Here is a 21843-nt window from a genome sequence, read left to right as displayed (position 1 = left end):
CGACCCACTGCGCCCGATACTAGAGCCGATAACCTCCAAAGAAACGCCGTTGAACCACGTTTCTGGCCGACTCTAGCAGGAGACGAACATTGTTATGCTCCCGAGAGAACTCCAATTCACTGCGATAGGAAAAGGTAACCTGCACGTGCAATCCCCCAGGAAATTCCCTGGCCTCAACTCGATAGGCAGGATTCTTTGCCAGCAAGGCAATAAACTTGGCACCAACGACAGTGCTGTCCCTGCTGTTGCCGTCATCGAAGATGAAGTCTTGAGTGAACCACTCCGGTGCCTGGTCCCGATATACGGGGATATCTACCGCTTCCCCCAACTGAGACAGGACCTCGCAGGCCCGAAGGAGTAACTGCAAGTCCTCCTCACCCAAGTGGCTGTGGCTCAGCTCCCATTCGTCACTGGTTTGAAAGGCATTGCAGTCGGGATAATACTCAAAGGGAATCTCCTGCCAACCCTGGGTCAGTTCCTCCAGCCGCTGGTAATCCGCTGGAGACAATCGCTCCCGCAGAACCTCTCGCACACTCCTCACTGTCCTTCCTCCCTTCTGCCTACGGCAGCTCTCACTATGATGCCTCTCGTTCATTGTAGAGCAAAAAGTAGGAGCCGGAAAGATGCCTTCGGCAACTCCAGCTCCTTCAAGACAGAATGTACTTTGCCCTAACGGGTGTAGAAGGCCAGCTCAGATTGGTCTATGGCCGGATGGAAGGCACCATTGATCCCACCGGCCACCACCTGAGCTGCGTCTTCAATCAGGACATCGATTTCCTTGGGAGTAACCACCATCGTTCCCATATAAGGGGTGAGAACCCTTTGGATGAGGTCTCGTTTGGTGGCGGCATCGATGGGAACCTGGAAGGGCATCATACCCACCTCATGCTGGTAATTGCCCACGCCACTCATCACCGGTGGGTTTCCTTGGCCCTGAAGCAAATTGATCTGGTTGGGATCCAGCATCGGACTTTGGGGAGGCGGTGGCGAGGAACGATGCATCGGTCCCGGAGCAGTGGGACTAACCTGGGATTCCCTGCCGATCATATCGAGGGCGTCGGAGACAATGGTAATAGCATGGACCACGGTGGGAACTCCAATGGCGATAACGGGAACTCCCATGGTCTCGGCGGTAATTCCCAAGCGCTTGTTGCCTATTCCAGAACCTGGGTGGATACCAGTGTCGGCAATTTGAATGGTAGTGCAAAGCCGCTCGGTGCTTCTGGAAGCCAAGGCATCGACACAAATGACTACCTTCGGCCGGGATTTTTCCACGATCCCCTGGACAATCTCCCCGGTCTCGATCCCCGTCAAGCCCAGAACCCCGGGGGCCACCGAGGACACCGGACGCAATCCTCCCCTTAGTTCCGGAGGAGACATTTGGTACAGATGGCGGGTAACTAAGAGTTTAGACACTACCCGAGGCCCCAGGGCATCGGGGGTGGCATTCCAATTGCCAAGACCAACCACCAAGACGGGGTCCTCTTCCCCTAGACCCATGCGCTGCAAGAAGCCCTGTAACTCCTGGGCCATTTTCTGGGCAATGGCATCCTGAACCATCTTGTCCCGTTGTCGCAGTCCCTTGGCAATCAAGGTTACGTAGTTGCCCTTGGCCTTTCCCATAGCCCGGGACCCTTCGTCGGTTTCGATGGTCATTCGGGAAACGGTGTAATTGTCGCCCTCTTCCTCTTCCACGATCACTCCGGGAATTTCCGGTGGACCCTCCTGCTCGACAATCACCTGATGGGCTTCGAGAGCCAAGTCCGTTCTGACGTTGTACTTGCGGAAAAACTCTTCACTGGGATATACCATCGGCATACAGTTCACCCCTTAGCATGATGAATCCAATGCTAGGGTTGCCATGATTGGCCTCCTCTATCCCGCGAAGGTCCACTGAGTCAATAGGTCTTCCCAGTTGGAGTTTGGGTTAATATATCCATAGGAGTCCTGCAACAACAATCGAGCCTGGGCAGTGGGGCCCGTCAGATCTGCCACCACGAGGCCCAAGAAGGTGGCCTGCCCGAAGATGAAAACAAAGGATTCCAGGGGCACTACACAAACCCAATATCTGACCAAGGGAAGGATCAGCTGTTCATCGGTTGTCGGGCCAACTAACAGTTTAGTTTCCTGGCGCATTTTCACCACCGGACATCTCCCTTCCCAATCCCAAAACTTGCCTTGGCCTAGTCTTTGGCAGACTGGGGAAAACTATTCGCGGTTGCAATTCCCTTGAAACCGTGCTAGAATATGTTTTGTCCATGAATTTGTTAAGAACGCAAGGAGGTGAGATGACGTGCCTAACATCAAATCAGCTGTGGAAAGAGTTCGGTTGACCAAGAAAGAAACGGCATACAACCGGGCCCAGCGGTCTGCTTATCGTAACGCAGTCAAGAGGTTTGAAGCCCTAGTCGCCGCCGGTGACAAGGAGGCCGCAAAGACTGCTTTGACCGCCGCCATTCGGAGTTTAGATAAAGCAGCCAGCAAGGGAATCATCCACAAGAACAAAGCTGCTAACCAGAAATCTCGCCTCACTAAGCGGTTTGCTGCCATGTAAGCGCCAGTAATTGAGGATAAAAAAATCGCCCGTTTCGGGCGTTTTTTTATGCCTACCCTTGGGCCGCGCAAAGATGAGACAGCTCTATCACAAGTAGTTCCAGGGCTACCTCGGGACTGTGCACCCCCAGGCGGCTGTGGTAATTGGCGGTGAAGATTTTGTTGAAGGCCCGGTAGGCATTTTTGACTCCTAAGCGAGCAGCCACCTGGCTGGCCTTCTCCGCGGGATAAGACTTCATTCCCATGGTTTGGGTGATGCGGCGGGGAACCTGTCCCGTCGACATCCCCGCCTGAAATAGCGAGGCTGCGGCCACCACCATGCGATACTGCCACGCCAGCGTCCCAAAGAGGGCCAGAGCCGGTTGACCAGACTCCAATAGGCGGTGTAATAACTCAAGGGCACCCTTGGTATTTCCCGCAGCGATTTGGTCCAATAATTGGAAGGATGCCGTTGAATCCACCTCAGACCAACCGGCACTGATTAGGGACTCCAGCTCCTGGCTGGAAATTGGTCTATCAAGGCTGCCGCAGTAACTGGCTAGTTTCCCCAATTCCCCTTGAATCCAGGTAAAGCTGCCGCCGCTGCGCTCAATGAGCATCTGCGCCGCGGAATCAGACAGCTCCACAAGCCCCAATTCAGCGGCAGTCTTCTTCACCCACCCCAGACGCTGGGCAGCGGAGATTTGATCCAGCTCGATGAACTCCCCGAGCTCCTTGATTTTGCGGTAGAATCGTCCCCGCTTGTCGATCTTTACTGCCGTGGCAAGAAAGTATACTCCCCGAGGCAGTTCTCCCAAGGTTTCGCCGAGTTTCACCAGATCGTCGGCGGCAAGCCCATCGACCCTCTTGACGGTAACTACCTTGGTTCCCCCCATGAAGGGCGGGGTGAGGAGATCACCCAAGATGACATCAACCTCTGCCTCTTGACCATCATGCTCACTGTGATTCCAGTCGCTTTCTTCCGTTAATAGCCCCTGGCGAATCTCAAAAGCCTTATCGGCTGCCGCCTTGGTATCCTCTGAGATAATGATTGTCACCGGTCTTGCATCCATCCCAATACCCCCGCTACCAAGCTAAGTCTGAAACTAACAACCAAGATCCCCGGCGGTTTCCCCGGGTTCTGATAGACCACACCCTACTCACTTCGTGACCTGCATTGTGATTCCCCTGCCCGTGGTTACCAAAAGGGTCTTTCCTTCCCTTCCGTACCGACCACTCTGGCCAAGGATCAGGTTAATCTCCCCATGGAGATCGGTACGCAAATAGGGAATTCCCAACTGCTCCATGAGATCCAGGGTTTCTCCAGCGGGATGACCGAAATTGTTCCTTCCAACGGAAATGACGCACAGCTTGGGGTTCACCCGTCGGATCAAAGGTCCCAACAGGGAATTGCGACCACCATGATGGGGAATTTGCAGGACATCTGCGGACAGATCCACTCCCGAAGTATTCAGGAGAGCCTCGATTCCGGCCCTCTCCAGATCTCCCGTCAACAAGAAGCTCCAGGGCCCAGATTGGATCTTAGTAACCAGGGACAAATCATTGTCATTGACTGTCCCCTCCGGGGCTGGACGCCACACCGTCACTGTGGACTCTTGGGTCCTAATTTGCACCCGCTGGCCCGGGGATACCGTCAACGGCTGGGCTCCCCACCGGGTTGCCCCTTGACGCAGGCGCCAAGCTGCTGGAGCATTCCCGGGATTGCCGTTGTCCACCACCACCTTCACCGGGATGGTCTCAACCACCGTCAACAGTCCCCCGATGTGGTCCAGGTGGGGATGGGTATTGATCACTCCATGGACCCGGGCCAAGGCCCGACGCTGGAGGTAGGGCACAGTGATCCGACTGCCAACGTCAAAGCTGGAGTAGCGGGGATCGCTACCTCCTCCGTCGATTAATAGGGACAGTCCGGTTCCATCCCGAACCAACCAGCTGTCTCCCTGACCGACGTCAATGGCCGTCAAGGAAAAGCGGGCATAATCGACCTGCAGCAAAGGAGCCCACAGCAGGAACCCTGCTACCGTTAGAGTCAAGGCCAGCAACAGCTGGTTTCGACTTCGGCTTCCGAGAAACTGCAGTCGCTCCAACCCCCGCAAGACCACCAAAAGCAGTGCGATATAGACCAGGATGAGCGGCAGCGGCGGTTGGCCCACCAGGAGATGGGAGCCGGGAACACTGGCGATGACCCCAGCCACCGCCTTCAGGGCTCGAATCAACCCAGTGGCAGCCAGCGCGAAGGGACGGGCCAGGGGCGTCCATAGATTAGCCCCCACCACAGCCCCCAGGCTCAAGGGCAAAATCAAACCCGCCAAGGGGACCGCCACCAAGTTGGCCAGGGGTGCCAAGGTGGGTACACTGAAGAAGTACCAAGCCACCACCGGCAAGGTGCCCAATCCCGCGGCCAGGGAGATACCCAGGCTGGCACCGATTCTACTGGGTTTTTGTCCCCGGTGCCACCGGGAATTTAGCAACAGAATTCCCAGAACCGCTGAGTAGGATAACTGAAACCCCACGTCAAAGAGCGCCAGGGGATACAAAATCAAAACTATCCAGGCAGCAATGCACAGGATTGAGAACCCGTCGGTACCCGATGACCCCTTCCTGGTAGACTCTTCTTCCCGTCGGGCCAAGAGCACAACTAGGGTCGCCGTCAGACATGCCCGCAGTGCCGACAGGGACCATCCCGCCAAAGCTGCCATCCCCACCGCGGCACCGATTCCCACCCAGGAAGTTAAGCTCCCTCCTCCCCCTAGCTTGGCGGCTAACCGACGGACCAAGCTGGAAACCAAACCGATGTGAAGTCCCGACACCGACAGCAAGTGACTGATCCCGGCTCTCTGCCACATCAGGGTTGTCTCCTGGGGAATGTCCTGCTTATCTCCCAGTACCAATCCCTTGACGATAGCCGCCTCTGCCGGCAAGAACAACTCTTCGATGGTATCTAGGATTCCCTGCCGCCAGTGGTGAATCCAGCGGCAAACCATGAATCCCTGCAGGTCACCGCTGGTTAGCTTCGCCAAGTCGGTACTGGCGGTATAGACTATCCCCTGGCGGCGCAGATAGGAGCGGTAGTCAAAAAGGCCTCGGTTTCCCGAATCCACGGGCAAACGCAAGGCCCCCTGCCAGGAAAGGCGCCGTCCCGGAACCAGTCCCGCAAGGATTTCCCTCTCCCCTTCCTGCCCGTGATGATAGATATTGAGCAGGACCTTGGGCCTTGGGTTCAAGGGAGAGTCTTTGAAGGAAACCTTCCCGCTGGGCTGCTCAAGATCGGGATAGTACACCCTATCCACCTGGACCACCACTTGGGTTCGGTCCCTCTCCCTGCTTCTTAGGCCAACCACCGTACCGGTAATGGTCCCGGGACGCTCCAGCCAAGGGCCCTGGGGCGCTACCGGCGCCCGCAAACAGGTCCAGACAAGGCCAAGGGCAAGGATTACCCCAACTCGCCACAGGCCATTTAGCCGGCGATATCGCCACCACCATATTCCGCTGCCCAGAAGGATCATCGCCAGCACCAGCGCTGCCTGAGGCAGTTGCAGACTGGTGTACTCCCCAAGACCTATGCCCAGGGCGTATCCCCCAAGGCTCACCAGCAGTTTCCACCGCCGGCGACGCTCCGGAAGCATCCTAGAGAGAACAGCGCTGCCATACTCCCGGCAATACCCTACGGGAAACCTGAGCTGGGGATGGTAGTAAAGCCGACGGAACCACCTTGTCCACCGGCGTCTCATTTGACGATCACGTGGGGACGCAATCTCTCTAAGACCTTTGGCCCGATGCCGCTGACTCGAACCAATTCATCGACGGTGATGAAGGGTCCATGTCTTTCCCGTTCCGCCACAATTCGCCCTGCCAAGGCCGGTCCGATCCCCGGAAGTCGCTCCAGTTCCCAGGCAGAGGCGGTATTGACATTAATCCGAAGGGCCTCTGCCGCTCCAGTTTCGGCAAAGGACGGGGTTGATACTGAAGGCAGGGACTCAGCTCCCTCGAAACTGGAAGAGCCCTGGACTAGACTGGCCTCCGACTCCTCCCAGACTTCAATGATCACATCACCTTCTCGCAGCCACAGACGAAACCCCGCCCCACTGAGAACCAGAAAGGCCAGCAGCAGTAGAACAATATCTTCTCTTCTCGATAATTTCATAACAAAAGCCCCCAAGGGTACCCACTCGGGGCACGGCTTAGGGGCATGGAGCTGCTAAAGATAAGGCTAGCCGGCACGGCCAGGCCTTCTGTCTGTTATTTTCAACGCTCTATCCAAGGATCCTTTCGTTACTTGACGACGATGTTGACCAATTTCTTCGGAACGACAATAGTCTTGACGATCTCCTTACCCAGGATCATTTCCTGGATCCGCTCGCTCTCTAGAGCTTGTTCCTTAATCTCCTCCTGATCGCTGTCGGCAGGAACAACCAGTCGATCCCGCACTTTGCCGTTGATCTGCACCACAATGGTGATCTCCTCGGCCTTGGTGGCCTCCTCATCCCATTTAGGCCAAGTGGCCAGGAAGATCGACTCCCCATTACCCAGAGCCTCCCACAGCTCCTCGGCAACGTGGGGCACGAAGGGTGCCAGGCTCAAGGCCAAGAACTCAAAGCATTCCCTTAACAACGGTAGGCTTGCCGCTTCCCCGACCTCATCGGTGTATTTGTACAGGGCATTGACCATTTCCATGTTAGCACTGATGGCAGTATTAAAGCCAAAGCCCGATTCCATCTCCTCGGTTACCTTTCGCACCGTCTGGTGGGCGATTCGGCGCATTTGCCGGTCCGCTTTGGTGAGCTCGTCGGGATTGACGGCCGCCTTGACTGGGGCTACCCGGTCAATCCAAGCGGCAAAGAGACGCCAGACTCGGTTAATGAACCGGTAGGCTCCTTCCACGCCAGCCTCGCTCCACTCCAGGTCTCTCTCCGGGGGAGCGGCGAAGAGCATAAACAACCGGGCGGTATCGGCACCATACTGCTCAATAATGTGGCTGGGGTCCACGACATTGCCCTTGGATTTGGACATCTTCGCCCCGTCCTTGAGCACCATCCCCTGAGTTAAGAGATTCTTCATCGGCTCAATGTCCTTGGTCATTCCCATGTCATGGAGCACCTTTTGGAAGAATCTCGAATAGAGCAGGTGCAAAATAGCGTGCTCAATTCCGCCAACGTACTGATCCACCGGCATCCAATAGTCGGCCTTCTCCTTGGCGAAGGGCTCACCGGCATTGGTCGGGTCACAATACCGCAGGAAGTACCAGGAGGAATCGATAAAGGTATCCATGGTATCGGTTTCTCGCCGAGCTGGACCGCCACACTGGGGACAGGTGGTATTGACAAATTCCTCACAGGTGGGTAACGGAGAACGACCGGCCACCAGCTCAACATCCTCTGGTAACATCACTGGAAGCTGGTCCTCGGGCACCGGCACGATGCCGCACTGATCACAGTAGACGATGGGAATGGGAGTGCCCCAGTATCGCTGCCGAGAAATCAGCCAGTCCCGCAGCCGATAGTTCACCTTGAAGCATCCCTGGCCCTTGCTCTCCAGATACTTGGTGATCTCCACCATCGCCTGTTTGTTTTCCATTCCGGTGAAATCTCCGGAGTTAATCAGCACCCCATCTTCAATATAGGATTCCGTCATAGGTTCTGGAAGCTGGCCGTCAACGGGCTTAATTACCGGGCGAATCTCCAGCCCATATTTCTTAGCAAAGGCAAAGTCCCGGTCATCGTGGGCTGGAACCCCCATCACAGCACCGGTACCATAGCCCATCAGAACATAGTTGGCAACCAAGATCGGCACCCGGTCACCGTTGACGGGGTTGATGGCATAGGCGCCAATCTCCATTCCCTTCTTTTCCGTATCTTCCGCGGCCCGAGCAAACTCATCCTCGGCTTGAACTTCCTTGATGAACTGGCGCACCTGGGCCTCTTGCTCCGTTCCGGTAATCAGCCGGTCCACTAAGGGATGTTCCGGGGCAAAGACCAGATAGGTGACTCCAAATACCGTGTCTGGCCGAGTGGTAAACACACTGATGGTCTCATCGAGCCCTTCAATGGCAAAGGTGATCTCAGTACCTTCGCTGCGGCCGATCCAGTTTTTTTGCATGGTCTTGACTCTCTCCGGCCAGCCCGGCAATTCCTTGAGATCCGCCAGCAACTCATCGGCGTAGTCGGTAATTCTCAGGAACCACTGCTCCAGATCCGTCAAGGTCACCGGGGTATCACACCGTTCACAGGCACCGTTGACCACCTGCTCGTTGGCCAGCACCGTACTGCAGGAGGGACACCAGTTAACCGATGCCTTTTTCTTGTAGGCTAGACCCCGTTTGTAAAATTGGAGGAAGATCCATTGGGTCCATTTGTAGTAATCGGGATGGCAGGTAGCCACCTCTCGGTCCCAATCATAGCTGATCCCCATCTGCTGCAGCTGGGCCCGCATATACTCGATGTTCTCCCAGGTCCACTTGGCGGGGTGAGTGTTGTTCTTAATTGCCGCGTTCTCTGCCGGCAGGCCGAAGGCATCCCAACCCATGGGATGCAGCACATTGTATCCCTGCAAACGACGAAAGCGAGCAATGGCATCGCCGATGGAGTAGTTGCGCACATGCCCCATATGTAGGCGTCCCGAAGGGTAGGGAAACATTACGAGGCAGTAGTATTTCTCCTTATTTTCATCCTCTACCACTTGGTAGAGTTTGCTGTCACTCCATTTTTTCTGCCACTTGGCTTCCACGGCGTGAAAATTGTACCTTTCATCCACGTGACTCCACCTCCAAAACTCATCGTAACCAATATTAAAAAAACCCCCATCCCACATTAGGGACGAGAGTTACCCGCGGTACCACCCATTTTGACAGTGTTCCCCACTGCCCACTTTTTAACGATAACGGCGTCAACCGTCCACAGCTAGGAAGGATGTTCTTCACTGCGGAGTCTTCGAGGCGAGATTCCCCCGGCCAATTCACCGATTTCCACCACCCATCGGCTCTCTGTCAGAATCGGGTTCGGAGTACTACTCCTCTGCATCGACTTTGTATACACAATTTTCCTCTAGTCTATCATTCAGCTAAGTTAAGATCAAGATCCGACATTCCCCTTGACGGCAAGATAGGTCCATCGCTCAGTGTCTGATCCCGGGGAAGTGACAAAGTCATCGCCGTATACACCCAAGAGACTAAACCCTGTACTGGCCAGGGCCCGGACTATCTCTTCATGGTCCAAGGCGATTTCATAGTGTCGCTCCCGATACTGGGTAAATCTGCCATCGGGATCCTGAATATAGAAGGCCAGGTCCATCTGACAAATCCCTTGTTCAGGGTCATAGGTGTTTTCCCAAATGTAGGACCAGCCATCCCTGATTTCGGCATAGGTATTGCTGCCGTAAATCTGACTGAGCTTGTACTCGCTGTTGACATCAAAGACAAAGACTCCGTTGGGTTTCAGGGCTCTAGCCACAGAGGCAAAGACTTCCGGCAGCTGAGTTGAATCCTCTATGTAGTTCAGACTGTCACAGAGACAAAAAACACAGTCAAAGGTGATCCCCAGGTCAAAGTCCCTCATGTCCGCTCGCAATAGGGGCACCGAATGTCCAGCCCGGCGCAGCCTCTGCTCCGCCACCGCCAACATCTCCTCGGAAAGGTCTGCCCCAATTACCTGATACCCCGCCTGGGCCATCTGCTCTGTCATCAATCCGGTGCCACAGGCCAGGTCCAACACCCGATGATGTGGTGACAAAGGCTTGCCCTCTTTGGCGAGAAGGTGCCGGAGTGCGGCAAACCACTGGGAGTAGTCAAGGGCCTCCAACATCAACTCATCGTAAAATCGGGCTAAGATTCCGTAGGCTCCCTCTGGTTTTGGCAGCATCCTGGCTACTCCAATTCCTCGAGATGGCCCTCGGCCTGTGCCTGCCGGGCCTGGTCCAGAAGATCATAGGCATAACGCAGATGGGGTATCACGATGGAGCCGCCAACGATCAAAGCAATGGACAGCGTCTCCTTGATCTCATCATCGGTAGCCCCTTCCTGCACCGCCCGAATGATATGATAGGCGATACAGTCGTTGCAGCGCAGCACCGCCGAGGCCACCAGACCCAACAACTCCTTGGTCTTACAATCCAAGGCCCCCGGCCGATAGGCATAGGAATCTAAGGAGAAAAACCGCTTTGTCGCCCGATCTCCCTCGGCTAAAATCTTCTCATTCATCCTCTCGCGATACTCGCGAAATTCCTGCAGCTTGTCCATCGATCATATCTCCCCTCTATCCCGTCGCTGCCGCGATGAACAGGCAGATACCCCTTCTCTATAGGTATCTGCCTGCAACTGATCAATTGAGCCTTAGGCCAAAATTTCCTCGGGCGTCAGGCGCTTTGCGTCTCCCCAGAGGTTTTCCAGATCATAGTACTCCCGTTGGCTGTGGTGAAACACATGGACAACGATGCCGCCATAGTCCAACAGCACCCATCCGCCCTCTTCAGAGCCACTGCGCCAATTTGGCGTTACACCTATCTCAGCCAGATCATCCATGATACCGCGATAGATGGCGCGTACCTGTGGGGTGGACTCACCACTGCAGATCACAAAGTAATCGGCAATGATGGTAATCTCCTGCAAGTCCAACACCACTACATCCACTGCCTTCTTATCCTCAGCAGCCGCCACGATTGTCTCCAATACCTTACGTGAATTCAGCTGGCTTCCCTCCTTGCCCAACTCCTACTCAATCCGATAGTCCTTCCCGACAATAACCACCATATCGATATCATTACCGCGAATGTCATTGGTTAGAGTGATACTGCCAGTGTTGAGAACCTCTCCAAGGCTTTTGGCCGCGCTGTCATGGGTCGGCCGAGCGAAGATTTGGGTCTTCTCATAATCATAGGTATCGGCATCGGTTACCCCCAACACCGCGTACCCCCGTTGGGTTAGGCCTTCCGCTACCTGCCTAGCGGCCCCTCGAATCCCACTGCCGTTGAGTACCTCTACCGTAATCTGATCTTCCCCCAAAATCATTCGCTTCACCATCAACTCCAGCCGATCGGTGTCGGCCACCCAGTAACTGGCCCCTTCCACCAGGGCTGAGGTGCCCGGCACCACGGAACTGCGGAAGGTCCCGTCCTCGATTCGGCTGGCTAGCATCGCCAACCGCATCGCCTGGAAGTAGGGAATATTGGTCTCAACGGCACCAATCACCGAGTGAACCAAGGCGGGAATCTTAGTTACCGTTCTGATGTGAAGCAGCTCATCGAGAAAGGCTTTGATAAACTTCTGCTGCCGATTGATCCGCCCATCATACACATTGCGGTTGGGATCCACCAACGCGACATCCCCTAGACCATCATGCCGAAAACGCACGTAACCCAGAGCCTGTTCTCCAGTTAACCTTTGCAGGCCCGGCTTCAAGTCGATGATCAAACCCTGGGCCTGATCTTCATAATACATCGGCCGCTGAATGTCGACGGTGACCCCACCGAGAATATCAACGATATCTATAAAGCCCTGGAAATCTATTCTAACATAATATTGCAAAGGAATATTAAACAACTGGGAAAGAGTTTTCACCGTCAGCTCCGGACCGCCGTAGGCATAGGCAGCATTGATTCGCTGCCTACCGGGCCGACCGGGAATAGTTACCATCGTATCCCTGGGAACAGAAATCACCGACAAGCGCCGGTGATCAAAATCAATGGATGCAACCATAATTGTGTCTGCTCTGCCGGGATCGTCGGGCTTTTCATCGGCCCCCAGAACTACCACGTCAAATCTTCCCAGCAAAGGAGTCTCTCCCGTTGGATCCTCTCCTCGATGCAATGAACCCACAGTTGTCGGTAGCGCAAAATTCCGCTGCATCGTATAGTAGGCCGTAATTCCTGCCAGAAGCAGCGCCAAAACTACTAAGAACAGATAAAACAATCGCCGCTGACGCCTTTTCCTGGCCCTTAAGGCTCGTTTTTTCTCCAGCTCCTGCCGCTTGAGGGCCAGTTCCTCCTCAAGGACCGGCTCCTGGTTTGGCATTGACTCCTGCGGAGTATTCTCTAGAGCCACTTTGTCACCTTCTTTCTGCTGACCGCTGCTCTCGGATCAACTGATTGCGAGCTGCTACCGTCCCGGGATGTAGCAAAGATCCTTGCTGCAAAATAAAGGTGATGGCAGAATCAAGGGCCTTTAGGCACCCGGCAGCAAAATCGGCAAAAACCAAGGAGCGAAGCTTGTCCACCCCGGGCCAGTCACGACTGGGTTCAATGATATCTGCCACATAAATAATCTTCTCCAACAGGGACATTCCCGCGCGACCAACGGTATGATAGCGAATCGCCGCCAAAATGTCCAGATCCGTAACCCCAAACTCCCTGCGGGCTAGCACCGCACCTACGGGGGCATGCCACAGGGGGTAAAGCTCCCCCTCAACTTCATCCAAAACTATACCAGAATCTTCTATTAATTTCAACAGGGTGTTCTTGGGAAGGTCCTTAGCGCAATCATGGAGCAGTGCAGCAACTCGAGCCCCTTCCCGGCTGCAGTTCTGCCTGAGCGCCAGCTCCTCTGCGGTCTCCATCACCCCTAGAATGTGACGCCACCGCCGGGGGGTAACCATCCCTTCTACTTTGGCTGCCATCTCGGCAAAGGTATCCACTTACAGCTCTCCTTCGAATAACTGCATTTGCGCCAAGGCCTTTCTGGCCCTCAGCAACCGCTCCCGGGCAATGGTGACAGCCTCCTGGGAGATGTCACATCCCAAAAAGCGCCGACCATGCCGCACTGCGGCTTCCAGAGTTGTGCCACTGCCGCAAAAGAAGTCAGCGACCACATCATCGGGGTCGGTGGTGGCCAAAATTAGGCGTTCCAGCAGTTTCAATGGCTTCTGGGTGGGATAGCCTACCCGTTCTCGGTTGCACCCTTTTAGCGCCGGGATATCGGTCCACACATCCCGCATCAACACCTCGGTGTAATACTGCTGCCTCTCTGGATCGAAATGCTCCTGGTAGTGGGCTCCGTAACCATAACGCTTTTTTAGATAGGACCTTTGCTTCAACACATTAAACTTTGCCTCTTTCACATCCTTGGCGTAAAGCAGAATTGTGTCGTGCTTCCGGGCAAAGTGTCGCTTGCTGTTTCCCGCGGTCCGATAGGCCCAAATAATCTCATTCTTGAAGTTACTGTAGCCAAAGATCCCATCGAGGGCCACCTTGACATAGTGGACGGCATGCCAATCAAGATGCACACACAGGGAACCCGTAGGTTTCAGCACCCGATGGACCTGGGCTAAGATTTGGGCCAACCACTGGGTATAATCTTCGATGTCACCTACGGGATCGGCAAAACTTGTCGTGACGCCACCATCCCACTGCATCTTCCACTCCCGACCGGTAGCAAAGGGAGGATCGATGTATACCAAGTCGATACACTCATCGGGCAAGTCCTGTACCCACTCCTCCCCGCTGCAGTGCCGAAGGACCAGGTCCCAGGTTGCCTGCGGCCACTGGGGATGGGGCAGGGTCCATCGCTCCGTCAAGGCCAGGGGCAGCTCCTTGTCCCTATTCACCTTCATTCCCCTCTTGGTACAACCCTTCCCGGCGGACAAAATCCGCTACTTCATCGGGCGTTAGATAGCGAATACTCCGTCCCCGTCGGACCAGCTCCCGCAGGCGAGTAGAAGAAATATCCAGCAGGGGTGCAGAGAAAAAGTGAATCCGGGACCGATAGCGTTCAAACAAGCTTCCCAGTCTTGCTTCTATATCCTGGAAGGAAAACCCTGGACGGGCAGCCACGGCCACATGACTGGACTGCAGGATCTCCTCGGGCCGATGCCAGCTGGCCATATCTAATAGGGAGTCTAGACCAATTATTAACACCAACTGGTAATCAGGATAAAGCCTCCCAAGCTGTGCCAAGGTACCCACGGTGTAAGAAGGGCCGGAGCGAGCCAACTCCAAATCGGAAACGGCAAAGGCCGGATTATCCGCGACGGCCCGTTGGACCATCTCCATCCTAGCCTGGGCAGAAGTCACCGCCCGGTCTTGTTTGTGGGGTGGCCGGGCTGCGGGCATAAACAATATCTGACTGAGGTGCAGCTCTTCCAAGGCTGCCTGGGCCAAACACAAATGCCCGATATGAATGGGATCAAAGGTGCCCCCTAAAATTCCTAACCGCTGCTGTGTCTCCTGCTGGGCGACGTCCATTGGCCTTCCTCCCCGTCCAACCTCTTACCGAACCTGTCCGTTACCTTGAATGATATACTTCGTCGTCGTCAATTCCCTCAGGCCCATGGGACCCCGGGCGTGCAGGGTCTGAGTGGAAATCCCGATCTCCGCCCCCAACCCAAACTCGTTACCGTCGGTAAAGCGAGTGGAAGCATTGACATAGACGGCAGCAGCATCCACTGCCTGCATAAAGCACCGAGCGGCGGAATAATCCTCCGTCACAATGGCCTCGGAATGTTTGGTCCCATAGCGATTGATGTGAGCGATGGCCTCCTCTAGACTGTCCACAACCTTAACGGCTAGAATTAGGTCCAGGTATTCTGTGGTCCAATCACTTTCAGCGGCGGGCTCCACCTCAACCCAGCTCCGGGTGGCCTCATCGCCCCGCACCTCTACTCCTTTGTCCTTCAGGGAGACAACGATCCGCGGCAAGAAGTCCTCGGCCACCTCTCGATGAACCAACAAAGTCTCCAGGGCATTGCACACTCCCGGTCGCTGACACTTGCCGTTGATCACAAGGGCCTCGGCCATGTCTAGATCAGCGGAGGCATCGATATAAGCGTGACAATTGCCTACCCCCGTTTCGATGACCGGCACCGTGGCCGTCTCCTTCACCGTCTGAATCAGACCGGCTCCCCCTCGGGGGATCAAGACGTCGAGGTACTGATTCATCCTCATCATTTCCGTCGCCGCCTCGCGACTGACATCTTCAATCAAAGTGACGGCATCCACCGGCAGACCCAGGGCCTGCAGTTCCTGCCGCACGATGGCAACCAAGGCCTGATTCGACCGGAGAGCATCGGAACTTCCCCGCAGAACCACGGCATTTCCTGCCTTGAGACATAGCCCTGCCGCATCGATGGTAACGTTGGGCCGGGCTTCATAGATGATCCCCACCACGCCCAAGGGGACCCGAACCTGGTCGATTTCCAACCCATTGGGCCGCCGAATTCCCCGCACCTTTTCGCCGATGGGATCCGGTAGGGCCGCGATCTCCAAAAGCCCCTGGGCCATTTGTGCAATTCGGCTCTCCGTTAGGGTTAAACGATCGATGAGAGCCCCACTGAGATTCTTGGCCTTCGCGGCCTGGACATCCTCGGCATTGGCCGCCAGAATCCTTTCCTGATTCTCGGTCAATGCTGCCGCGATTCTGGCAAGAGCCTGGTTCTTCACATCGGTGGCCGTCAAGGCGAGGATCGGAGCCGCCCCTTTTGCACCTTGACACTTGGCCAGGACGTCATCGTTACGAAGGGACATATTTATCAACTCCCGGTGGGTAGACTTGTGTTTTCCGACGGGGCTTGACTGACAATCAAGTTATCCCGATGCACCACTTCTTCATAGATGGCTCCCTTGAGAATTGCCGATAGCTGGGAACTGTGCTTGCCGGCAATGAGGCTGACTTCCGTGGAGGAGTAATTGCTTAGGCCCCGGGCCACCTCCACTCCCTCTTCGTTGAGAAGCTGAATCAAATCTCCGCTACGAAATTGCCCCTGAACCTGGAGCACTCCCACTGGCAACAAACTCTTGCCCTGCTCCACCACCGCCTGACAGGCACCGGCATCGATCAGCACTGCCCCTGCCGGCGACTTGCTGAAGGCAATCCACTGCTTCCGTTGGCCCAGGGCCCGGGACTGGGGAACAAACAATGTACCAATGTCCTCTCCCGCCAGCAGTGCCCGCAACACCCCTTCGGTGGCGGCGTTGGCGATACACATGGGGATTCCCGATTTCACCGCGATCCGAGCGGCCCTTAGCTTGGTCACCATGCCTCCCGTTCCCAAGGCAGTGCCGGCCCCAGCCGCGGCCTGCATCAGCTCGGGACTAACGTCGGTGACCAGGGGTATCAACTGGGCGCTGTTGTCTTCCTGGGGATTCCTATCATACAGGCCATCCACATCGGAAAGAAGCACCAACAGGTCCGCGTCCACCAGTCCCGCCACCAAAGCTGCTAAGGTGTCGTTATCACCGAACTTGATCTCATCAACGGCAACGGTGTCATTTTCATTGATAATCGGGATCACATTGAGACTCAACAGGGTCTGCAGCGCATGGCGAGCGTTGAGATGACGCTGGCGTTCTGCCAAGTCGCTCCGGGTGAGGAGGACTTGAGCCACCACCCAGCCGTATTCGCTAAAGATTTTCTCGTAAATGTGCATCAATTGGCCCTGGCCCACGGCGGCCACAGCCTGCTTTTCCGGAACCGTTACCGGTCGTCGAGTCAAACCTAAGCGACTCATGCCGGCTCCGATGGCCCCGGAGCTAACTAGGATAACTTGCCTGCCTTCGTTCCACAAATCCGCGATCTGGGCTGCCAATTTGTCCAAACGGTGCAAATTCAGCTTCCCAGTGGGATAGGTCAGACTGCTGGTACCAACCTTGACCACAATCCGGTTAGCCTTGTGGAAGATACTCGTTTCTCATCGGAAAACGATGCCCCCTTTACGCCTAAGGCAAAATAATCTGTGGGTCTTTGCTGGCCTCACGATACAGCATAATGATATTACCGATCACCTGGACTACATCGGCATCGGTTTCTTCCGCCAGTTCTTCGGCCACATCCCGCACGTCGGCTAAAGCGTTTTTCAAAACCCTAACCTTCAACAACTCCCGAGCCTCTAGGGCCTCATCCACCTGGGTAATTAAATTGGGGGACAGCCCCCCCTTGCCTACCTGCACAATGGGTTCAAGCTCGTTTCCCAGCGAACGCAAATAGGCTCTCTGCTTACTAGTCAACATAACTCTTTCCGCCTTTCTCCGGATTTTCTCCGACTTGACTGGATTTTCCTGCGTCTAGTCGACAAACTCAAACTCATACTCTCCGACCCGAACGGTATCGCCGTCTTCAATACCTGCTTCCCGCAGCTGGGCTACTACCCCGATATCCTCCAGCAGTCGCAGAAACCATTTGACCGACTCCTCATTGTTGAAATCGATCCGAAGCATCAGCCCCTCGAGACCTTGGCCCTTCACCACAAAGGCTTCGTCCTCATCATCCTGGGTGATGGTGAAGTCCCGAAGTTCAGCCTTCTTCACGGCAGGCTCCAGCACCAGAACCTCCGGTACCTCCTGACCTTCCTTCACCGGTTCCGCCTCCCGCATCTCCCGAACCACCGACCACATCGCCGAAAGGACAGCATCGATGCCTTGGCCGGTGGCAGCCGACATCTCATATACCGTCAGTTGCGGATACTCCCGGCGAAACTCCTCCAGGTTGACAGCCGCGTTGGGCAGATCCATCTTATTGGCCACAACAATTTGCGGCCGCTGGGCCAATTCCGGACTGTACTGCTCCAGTTCGTAGAGAATCTGCCGGTAATCCTCCCGAGGGTCTCTACCTTCGTATCCCGACATATCGATCATGTGGACCAGCACTCGGCACCTTTCCACATGACGGAGAAACTCGTGCCCCAAGCCCACACCGGCGTGGGCTCCTTCGATGAGGCCGGGAATATCTGCCACCACGAAGCTGTTGCCCTCACCCATAGACACCACACCAAGGTTTGGCACCAAGGTGGTAAAGGGGTAATCGGCGATCTTCGGCTTGGCCGCTGAGATTCGAGAGATGAAGGTGGATTTCCCTACGTTGGGATAGCCCACCAGGCCAACATCGGCCAAGAGCTTTAGTTCTAAGACTAACTCCCGGGACCATCCCGGCAAACCCTGTTCCGCAAATTGTGGCGCCTGCCGAGTTGGACTCTTGAACCGGGTGTTTCCTCGCCCGCCTCGCCCCCCCTTGGCCACCACCACCCGCTGGCCGGGCACCGTCATGTCCGCCAGGATCTCATCGGTCTCTGGGTCCTTAAGGATGGTACCCGGCGGCACCCCAATAATGAGATCGGGAGCATCTTTGCCAAACCGATTGAAGGAACCACCGTCCTCCCCATCCTGGGCTTTGTACTTCCGGCGATACCGAAAATCCACCAGGGTAGTCAGGTTTGGATCCACTTCGAGGATCACGTCACCGCCGTCCCCGCCATCGCCACCCGCGGGTCCCCCGGCGGGCACATATTTCTCCCGGCGAAAACGGACCACCCCGTTGCCGCCCTTGCCGGCGGTAACGGAAATCTTTACCTTATCAATAAATTGCATCTCGCATCCTCCCTTCCCTGGGACATTGCTCTATTGACTCCTCTTGCCTAGTCTTTCCCCCGATGACAAAAAAGGCCCCACCGCACAACAGCAGTAGGGCTTAATATTTAAGTCTGTCACAGCCAGTTCCTTGGGCCTAGGCAGTTACCTGCGGTTCGGCATACACACTTACCTGTTTCCTGCTCTTGCCCAGCCGCTCAAAGGACACATATCCATCGATGGTGGTAAACAGGGTGTCATCCTTACCCACTCTAACGTTAGCACCGGCATGGAACTTGGTACCTCTCTGACGCACCAAGATGCTGCCAGCGGAAACGAACTGACCATCCCCGCGCTTTACTCCCAGTCGCTTCGACTCGCTGTCACGACCGTTACGGGAACTACCGACACCCTTCTTACTGGCAAACAATTGCAGATTAAACTTGAACATTGGCTACACCTCCAGTCTAGTTGGCGTAGGTTATCTATCCGTAGTCATTTCCTTGATCGTCACGTATTGGGGATACTGCGCCTCGATTTCCCGCAGTCCCAACACCATTGTCTCCAAGATCGCTGCCTGTTGGTCTAAGGTGGCATCACTGCCCCTATCTGCCCGTGGGATTCGACAATCCAATAGTCCGATTTCGGCGTCGACTTCTACCTCTACATCCATCTGCACCACTGACATAAGACCAAGGACGGCGGTCTGAGCCAAGGCCGATACCGCCGCACAGACAATGTCCTGTCCCAAGGGCGCATAGCCAGAATGCCCCTCTAGGCGAAAACGGTCAATGGACCCTGTGGCCCTGCGCCAGATCTGGATCCTGATCATCGGTCACTAAGCCTCAATCTTTTCGATGCGAAGCTCGGTGTAGGGTTGCCGATGACCTTGGCGCCGCCGATAGTTCTTCTTCGGCTTGTACTTGAAGACAAGAATCTTCTTCCCTCTGCCGTGGCTGAGAACCTTAGCGGTGACCTTAGCACCGTCAACAACGGGGCTGCCCACCTTGAGCTCACCATCATTTTCCACGAGGAGAACTTTGTCCAAGGTAATCTCGGAATCCACTTCGCTGGAAAGCTTCTCCACCCGAATCACATCGCCGGGAGCTACCTTATACTGCTTTCCACCGGTTTCGATAATCGCGTACATGCTGGCCCACCTCCCTTAACTCTGAGACTCGCCATGGGCAGGCGGTCGCAGTGGACACTTGCACAGCCTGACATGAGCGGTTGCAGCACTTGTAGAACCAGCATACAAGCACTTACTTGGTAACTATACCACACCTAATAAATCCCTGTCAATCTGCCAAGGGCAGGAGACAATAAAGCTTTCTTTCTTGACTATCCATTGATCATTTTGCCTTTAGCATAGGTGCGAAAAACCTTAGTAATCTCGACCTTGAGTTTTTTCCCGACGTAATCCGCTGCTCCTTCAATATCGACAACGTATCCATTGAGTCGAGAAATTCCATCGGTGGGCCGACCGGAATGCAGATCCTGTACCTCCATATCCAGCACTTGTCCCTGATGGACCGGAGTGGCCCGATGGACCAGGTGGCCCTCATCTTGGGTGGCGGTAATTTCCACCTGTTCAAAGTGAAAATCATCCCGGCCCTTAACTACAATCACTTTCCCGGTCTTCTCCTCTAACCGGCGGACATTGGCCCCACCGGGACCAATTACCTTGGCAGCGATCTGGGGGTGCAGCTCCACATATACCCCGGCGATATCCTCATCCCGGGCAGCAGCAACAATTCGTCGTTCCACTTGATGGGCCAGGGTTTCCTCGGACAAAACTCTACCGGTACCGGCGCAATAGGGACAGGGTTGTTGGAGAGTATCCTTAATACTTTCCCGCACCTTCTTGCGGGTCATTTCCACCATTCCCAGGCTGGTAAAGCCGATGACATGGGTCTTGGTTCGCTCTTCATTGGTGCATTCCGTCAGTCGGGCCAAGACCAACTCCTCGTCCTTCTTCCTATCCATATCGATAAAATCGATGACGATAATCCCGCCGATGTCCCGCAGGCGCAGTTGCCGCGCGATTTCCTCGGCAGCCTCGAGATTGGTCTTAACCACGGTATCTTCTAGATTCTTTGAGCCGGTAAACTTGCCGGTGTTGACGTCGATGCTGGTCAAGGCCTCGGTCTGATCGATGACGATATACCCACCGCTGGGCAGCCATACCTTGGAACGGAGTGCTTTGCCGATCTCCGCCTCGATCCCGTAGAACTCAAAAATCGGGATCCCTTCATGGTAGTAGTACACTCGAGACCGCAGATGGGGTGCCAGGACATCCAAGACATCCAAAATCTTCTCGTACTCTGTCCGCGAATCGACAATCAGCTTATCAAAATCACTGGAGAAAACATCCCGCAGCATCCGAAATACCAGGTCATGGTCTTTGTAGATGAGGCTGGGGGACGGATACCGCTTGGCCCGTCGTTTCGTCGTCTTCCAGACCTTGAGCAAAAGTTCTACGTCCTGTTTGAGTTCTTGGACACCCTTACCTTCGGCCACCGTCCGCACGATGAGTCCCATGTTCTTCGGCTGGATCTGGGCCGCAATTTCCTTCAGTCTTGCCCGCTCTTTCTTGTCACTGATGCGCCGGGATACACCGATATAGTCCACTGTGGGCATCAAAACCGTGTACCTACCGGCCAAGGACAACTCGGTAACCACTCTAGCGCCCTTGGTGCCGATGGGTTCCTTGGTTACCTGGACAATAATTTCCTGTCCTTCTCTAACCACATCGCGAATATTTCGGACCTTCTTTGCTGCCGGCCGCATCTTTCCCCGGCTCAACTGATTAACGGCATCGTCCATATACAGAAAGGCGTTCTTTTCTAGTCCGATGTCAACAAAGGCGGCAGACATACCCGGCAAGACATTGGCCACCCGACCTTTGTAGATATTACCCACGATGTTATCGTGGTTGCCGCCTTCAAAGTAAACTTCGACTAACCGGCGGTCCTCCAATAAAGCTGCTCGCTTCTCGCCATCGGAGCAGTTGATAATAATCTCTTTTTGCAT

Annotated in this window: 23 protein-coding genes and 2 other annotated features; of the genes, 1 reads left to right on the top strand and 22 read right to left on the bottom strand. The window is 55.1% G+C overall.

The genetic code is table 11. From position 1 onward, the window contains the following. Positions 1-19: 19 nt before the first annotated feature. From GX030_06765 to GX030_06755, 3 genes are all read right to left on the bottom strand, one after another. The gene (locus tag GX030_06765) at positions 20-541 is read right to left on the bottom strand and encodes a hypothetical protein (GenBank protein NLV92078.1); all 522 of its coding nucleotides are present in this window, start codon (positions 539-541) and stop codon (positions 20-22) included. Between the two features lie 128 nt (positions 542-669). Beyond that, entirely contained in the window at positions 670-1812 is a 1143-nt protein-coding gene (locus tag GX030_06760) for a GPR endopeptidase (protein NLV92077.1), read from the bottom strand. Positions 1813-1875: 63 nt separating this feature from the next. Next, the gene (locus GX030_06755; GenBank protein NLV92076.1) at positions 1876-2145 is read right to left on the bottom strand and encodes a hypothetical protein; all 270 of its coding nucleotides are present in this window, start codon (positions 2143-2145) and stop codon (positions 1876-1878) included. A 148-nt stretch (positions 2146-2293) separates the two neighbouring features. Between GX030_06755 and rpsT the strand changes: the two genes are divergently transcribed. Continuing rightward, positions 2294-2554 (top strand): 30S ribosomal protein S20, encoded by a 261-nt coding sequence (gene rpsT / locus GX030_06750; GenBank protein NLV92075.1) that lies wholly within the window; start codon positions 2294-2296, stop codon positions 2552-2554. A gap of 52 nt (positions 2555-2606) precedes the next feature. Here rpsT and holA read toward each other — a convergent pair whose 3' ends face one another. From holA to GX030_06655, 19 genes are all read right to left on the bottom strand, one after another. Further along, positions 2607-3605: a DNA polymerase III subunit delta gene (holA, locus tag GX030_06745; GenBank protein NLV92074.1), complete on the bottom strand. Its 999-nt coding sequence runs from the start codon at positions 3603-3605 to the stop codon at positions 2607-2609. Between the two features lie 87 nt (positions 3606-3692). Continuing rightward, a complete protein-coding gene (locus GX030_06740) occupies positions 3693-6284 on the bottom strand; it encodes a DNA internalization-related competence protein ComEC/Rec2 (protein NLV92073.1) in 2592 nt (863 codons plus the stop codon). Then, positions 6281-6697: a helix-hairpin-helix domain-containing protein gene (locus tag GX030_06735; protein ID NLV92072.1), complete on the bottom strand. Its 417-nt coding sequence runs from the start codon at positions 6695-6697 to the stop codon at positions 6281-6283. The genes GX030_06740 and GX030_06735 overlap by 4 nt, the downstream gene beginning before the upstream one ends. Before the next feature lie 128 nt (positions 6698-6825). After that, on the bottom strand, positions 6826-9303 hold the full coding sequence (locus GX030_06730; protein ID NLV92071.1) for a leucine--tRNA ligase: 2478 nt from the start codon (positions 9301-9303) through the stop codon (positions 6826-6828). 55 nt (positions 9304-9358) lie between these two features. Further along, positions 9359-9578, bottom strand: a binding site (T-box leader). A 42-nt stretch (positions 9579-9620) separates the two neighbouring features. Continuing rightward, a complete protein-coding gene (locus GX030_06725; GenBank protein ID NLV92070.1) occupies positions 9621-10406 on the bottom strand; it encodes a class I SAM-dependent methyltransferase in 786 nt (261 codons plus the stop codon). 5 nt (positions 10407-10411) lie between these two features. Beyond that, on the bottom strand, positions 10412-10783 hold the full coding sequence (locus GX030_06720; protein ID NLV92069.1) for a carboxymuconolactone decarboxylase family protein: 372 nt from the start codon (positions 10781-10783) through the stop codon (positions 10412-10414). A 93-nt stretch (positions 10784-10876) separates the two neighbouring features. Continuing rightward, complete coding sequence (gene rsfS, locus GX030_06715) at positions 10877-11230, bottom strand: ribosome silencing factor (GenBank protein NLV92068.1); 354 nt, start codon at positions 11228-11230, stop codon at positions 10877-10879. A gap of 24 nt (positions 11231-11254) precedes the next feature. Continuing rightward, positions 11255-12583, bottom strand: coding sequence for an LCP family protein (locus GX030_06710; GenBank protein ID NLV92067.1), 1329 nt, complete (start codon positions 12581-12583; stop codon positions 11255-11257). A gap of 4 nt (positions 12584-12587) precedes the next feature. Continuing rightward, on the bottom strand, positions 12588-13172 hold the full coding sequence (locus GX030_06705) for an HD domain-containing protein (protein NLV92066.1): 585 nt from the start codon (positions 13170-13172) through the stop codon (positions 12588-12590). Next, the gene (locus GX030_06700) at positions 13173-14081 is read right to left on the bottom strand and encodes a site-specific DNA-methyltransferase (protein NLV92065.1); all 909 of its coding nucleotides are present in this window, start codon (positions 14079-14081) and stop codon (positions 13173-13175) included. Beyond that, positions 14074-14718 carry a nicotinate-nucleotide adenylyltransferase gene (locus GX030_06695; protein NLV92064.1) on the bottom strand — a complete coding sequence of 215 codons (645 nt, stop codon included), beginning with the start codon at positions 14716-14718 and terminating at the stop codon, positions 14074-14076. Before GX030_06695 ends, GX030_06700 begins: the two co-directional genes overlap by 8 nt. Positions 14719-14742: 24 nt before the next feature. Beyond that, on the bottom strand, positions 14743-15996 hold the full coding sequence (locus GX030_06690) for a glutamate-5-semialdehyde dehydrogenase (GenBank protein NLV92063.1): 1254 nt from the start codon (positions 15994-15996) through the stop codon (positions 14743-14745). Positions 15997-16001: 5 nt separating this feature from the next. Next, a complete protein-coding gene (gene proB, locus GX030_06685; GenBank protein ID NLV92062.1) occupies positions 16002-17150 on the bottom strand; it encodes a glutamate 5-kinase in 1149 nt (382 codons plus the stop codon). Between the two features lie 37 nt (positions 17151-17187). Then, positions 17188-17478: a ribosome assembly RNA-binding protein YhbY gene (gene yhbY / locus GX030_06680; protein NLV92061.1), complete on the bottom strand. Its 291-nt coding sequence runs from the start codon at positions 17476-17478 to the stop codon at positions 17188-17190. 54 nt (positions 17479-17532) lie between these two features. Beyond that, positions 17533-18831, bottom strand: a complete 1299-nt coding sequence (obgE, locus tag GX030_06675) for a GTPase ObgE (protein NLV92060.1) — start codon at positions 18829-18831, stop codon at positions 17533-17535. 136 nt (positions 18832-18967) lie between these two features. Next, a complete protein-coding gene (gene rpmA / locus GX030_06670) occupies positions 18968-19261 on the bottom strand; it encodes a 50S ribosomal protein L27 (GenBank protein ID NLV92059.1) in 294 nt (97 codons plus the stop codon). A 30-nt stretch (positions 19262-19291) separates the two neighbouring features. Continuing rightward, positions 19292-19642 (bottom strand): ribosomal-processing cysteine protease Prp, encoded by a 351-nt coding sequence (locus GX030_06665; protein ID NLV92058.1) that lies wholly within the window; start codon positions 19640-19642, stop codon positions 19292-19294. A 6-nt stretch (positions 19643-19648) separates the two neighbouring features. Continuing rightward, entirely contained in the window at positions 19649-19960 is a 312-nt protein-coding gene (rplU, locus tag GX030_06660; protein ID NLV92057.1) for a 50S ribosomal protein L21, read from the bottom strand. Between the two features lie 14 nt (positions 19961-19974). Beyond that, positions 19975-20052 (bottom strand) — a sequence feature (ribosomal protein L21 leader region). 99 nt (positions 20053-20151) lie between these two features. Beyond that, positions 20152-21843: an Rne/Rng family ribonuclease gene (locus GX030_06655; GenBank protein ID NLV92056.1), complete on the bottom strand. Its 1692-nt coding sequence runs from the start codon at positions 21841-21843 to the stop codon at positions 20152-20154.

Source organism: Bacillota bacterium (genome assembly GCA_012727955.1).
Lineage (GTDB): Bacteria > Bacillota > Limnochordia > DTU087 > JAAYGB01 > JAAYGB01.
Note: the sequence above shows the minus strand (reverse complement) of the source record. Positions and strands in the feature narration are given on the sequence as shown.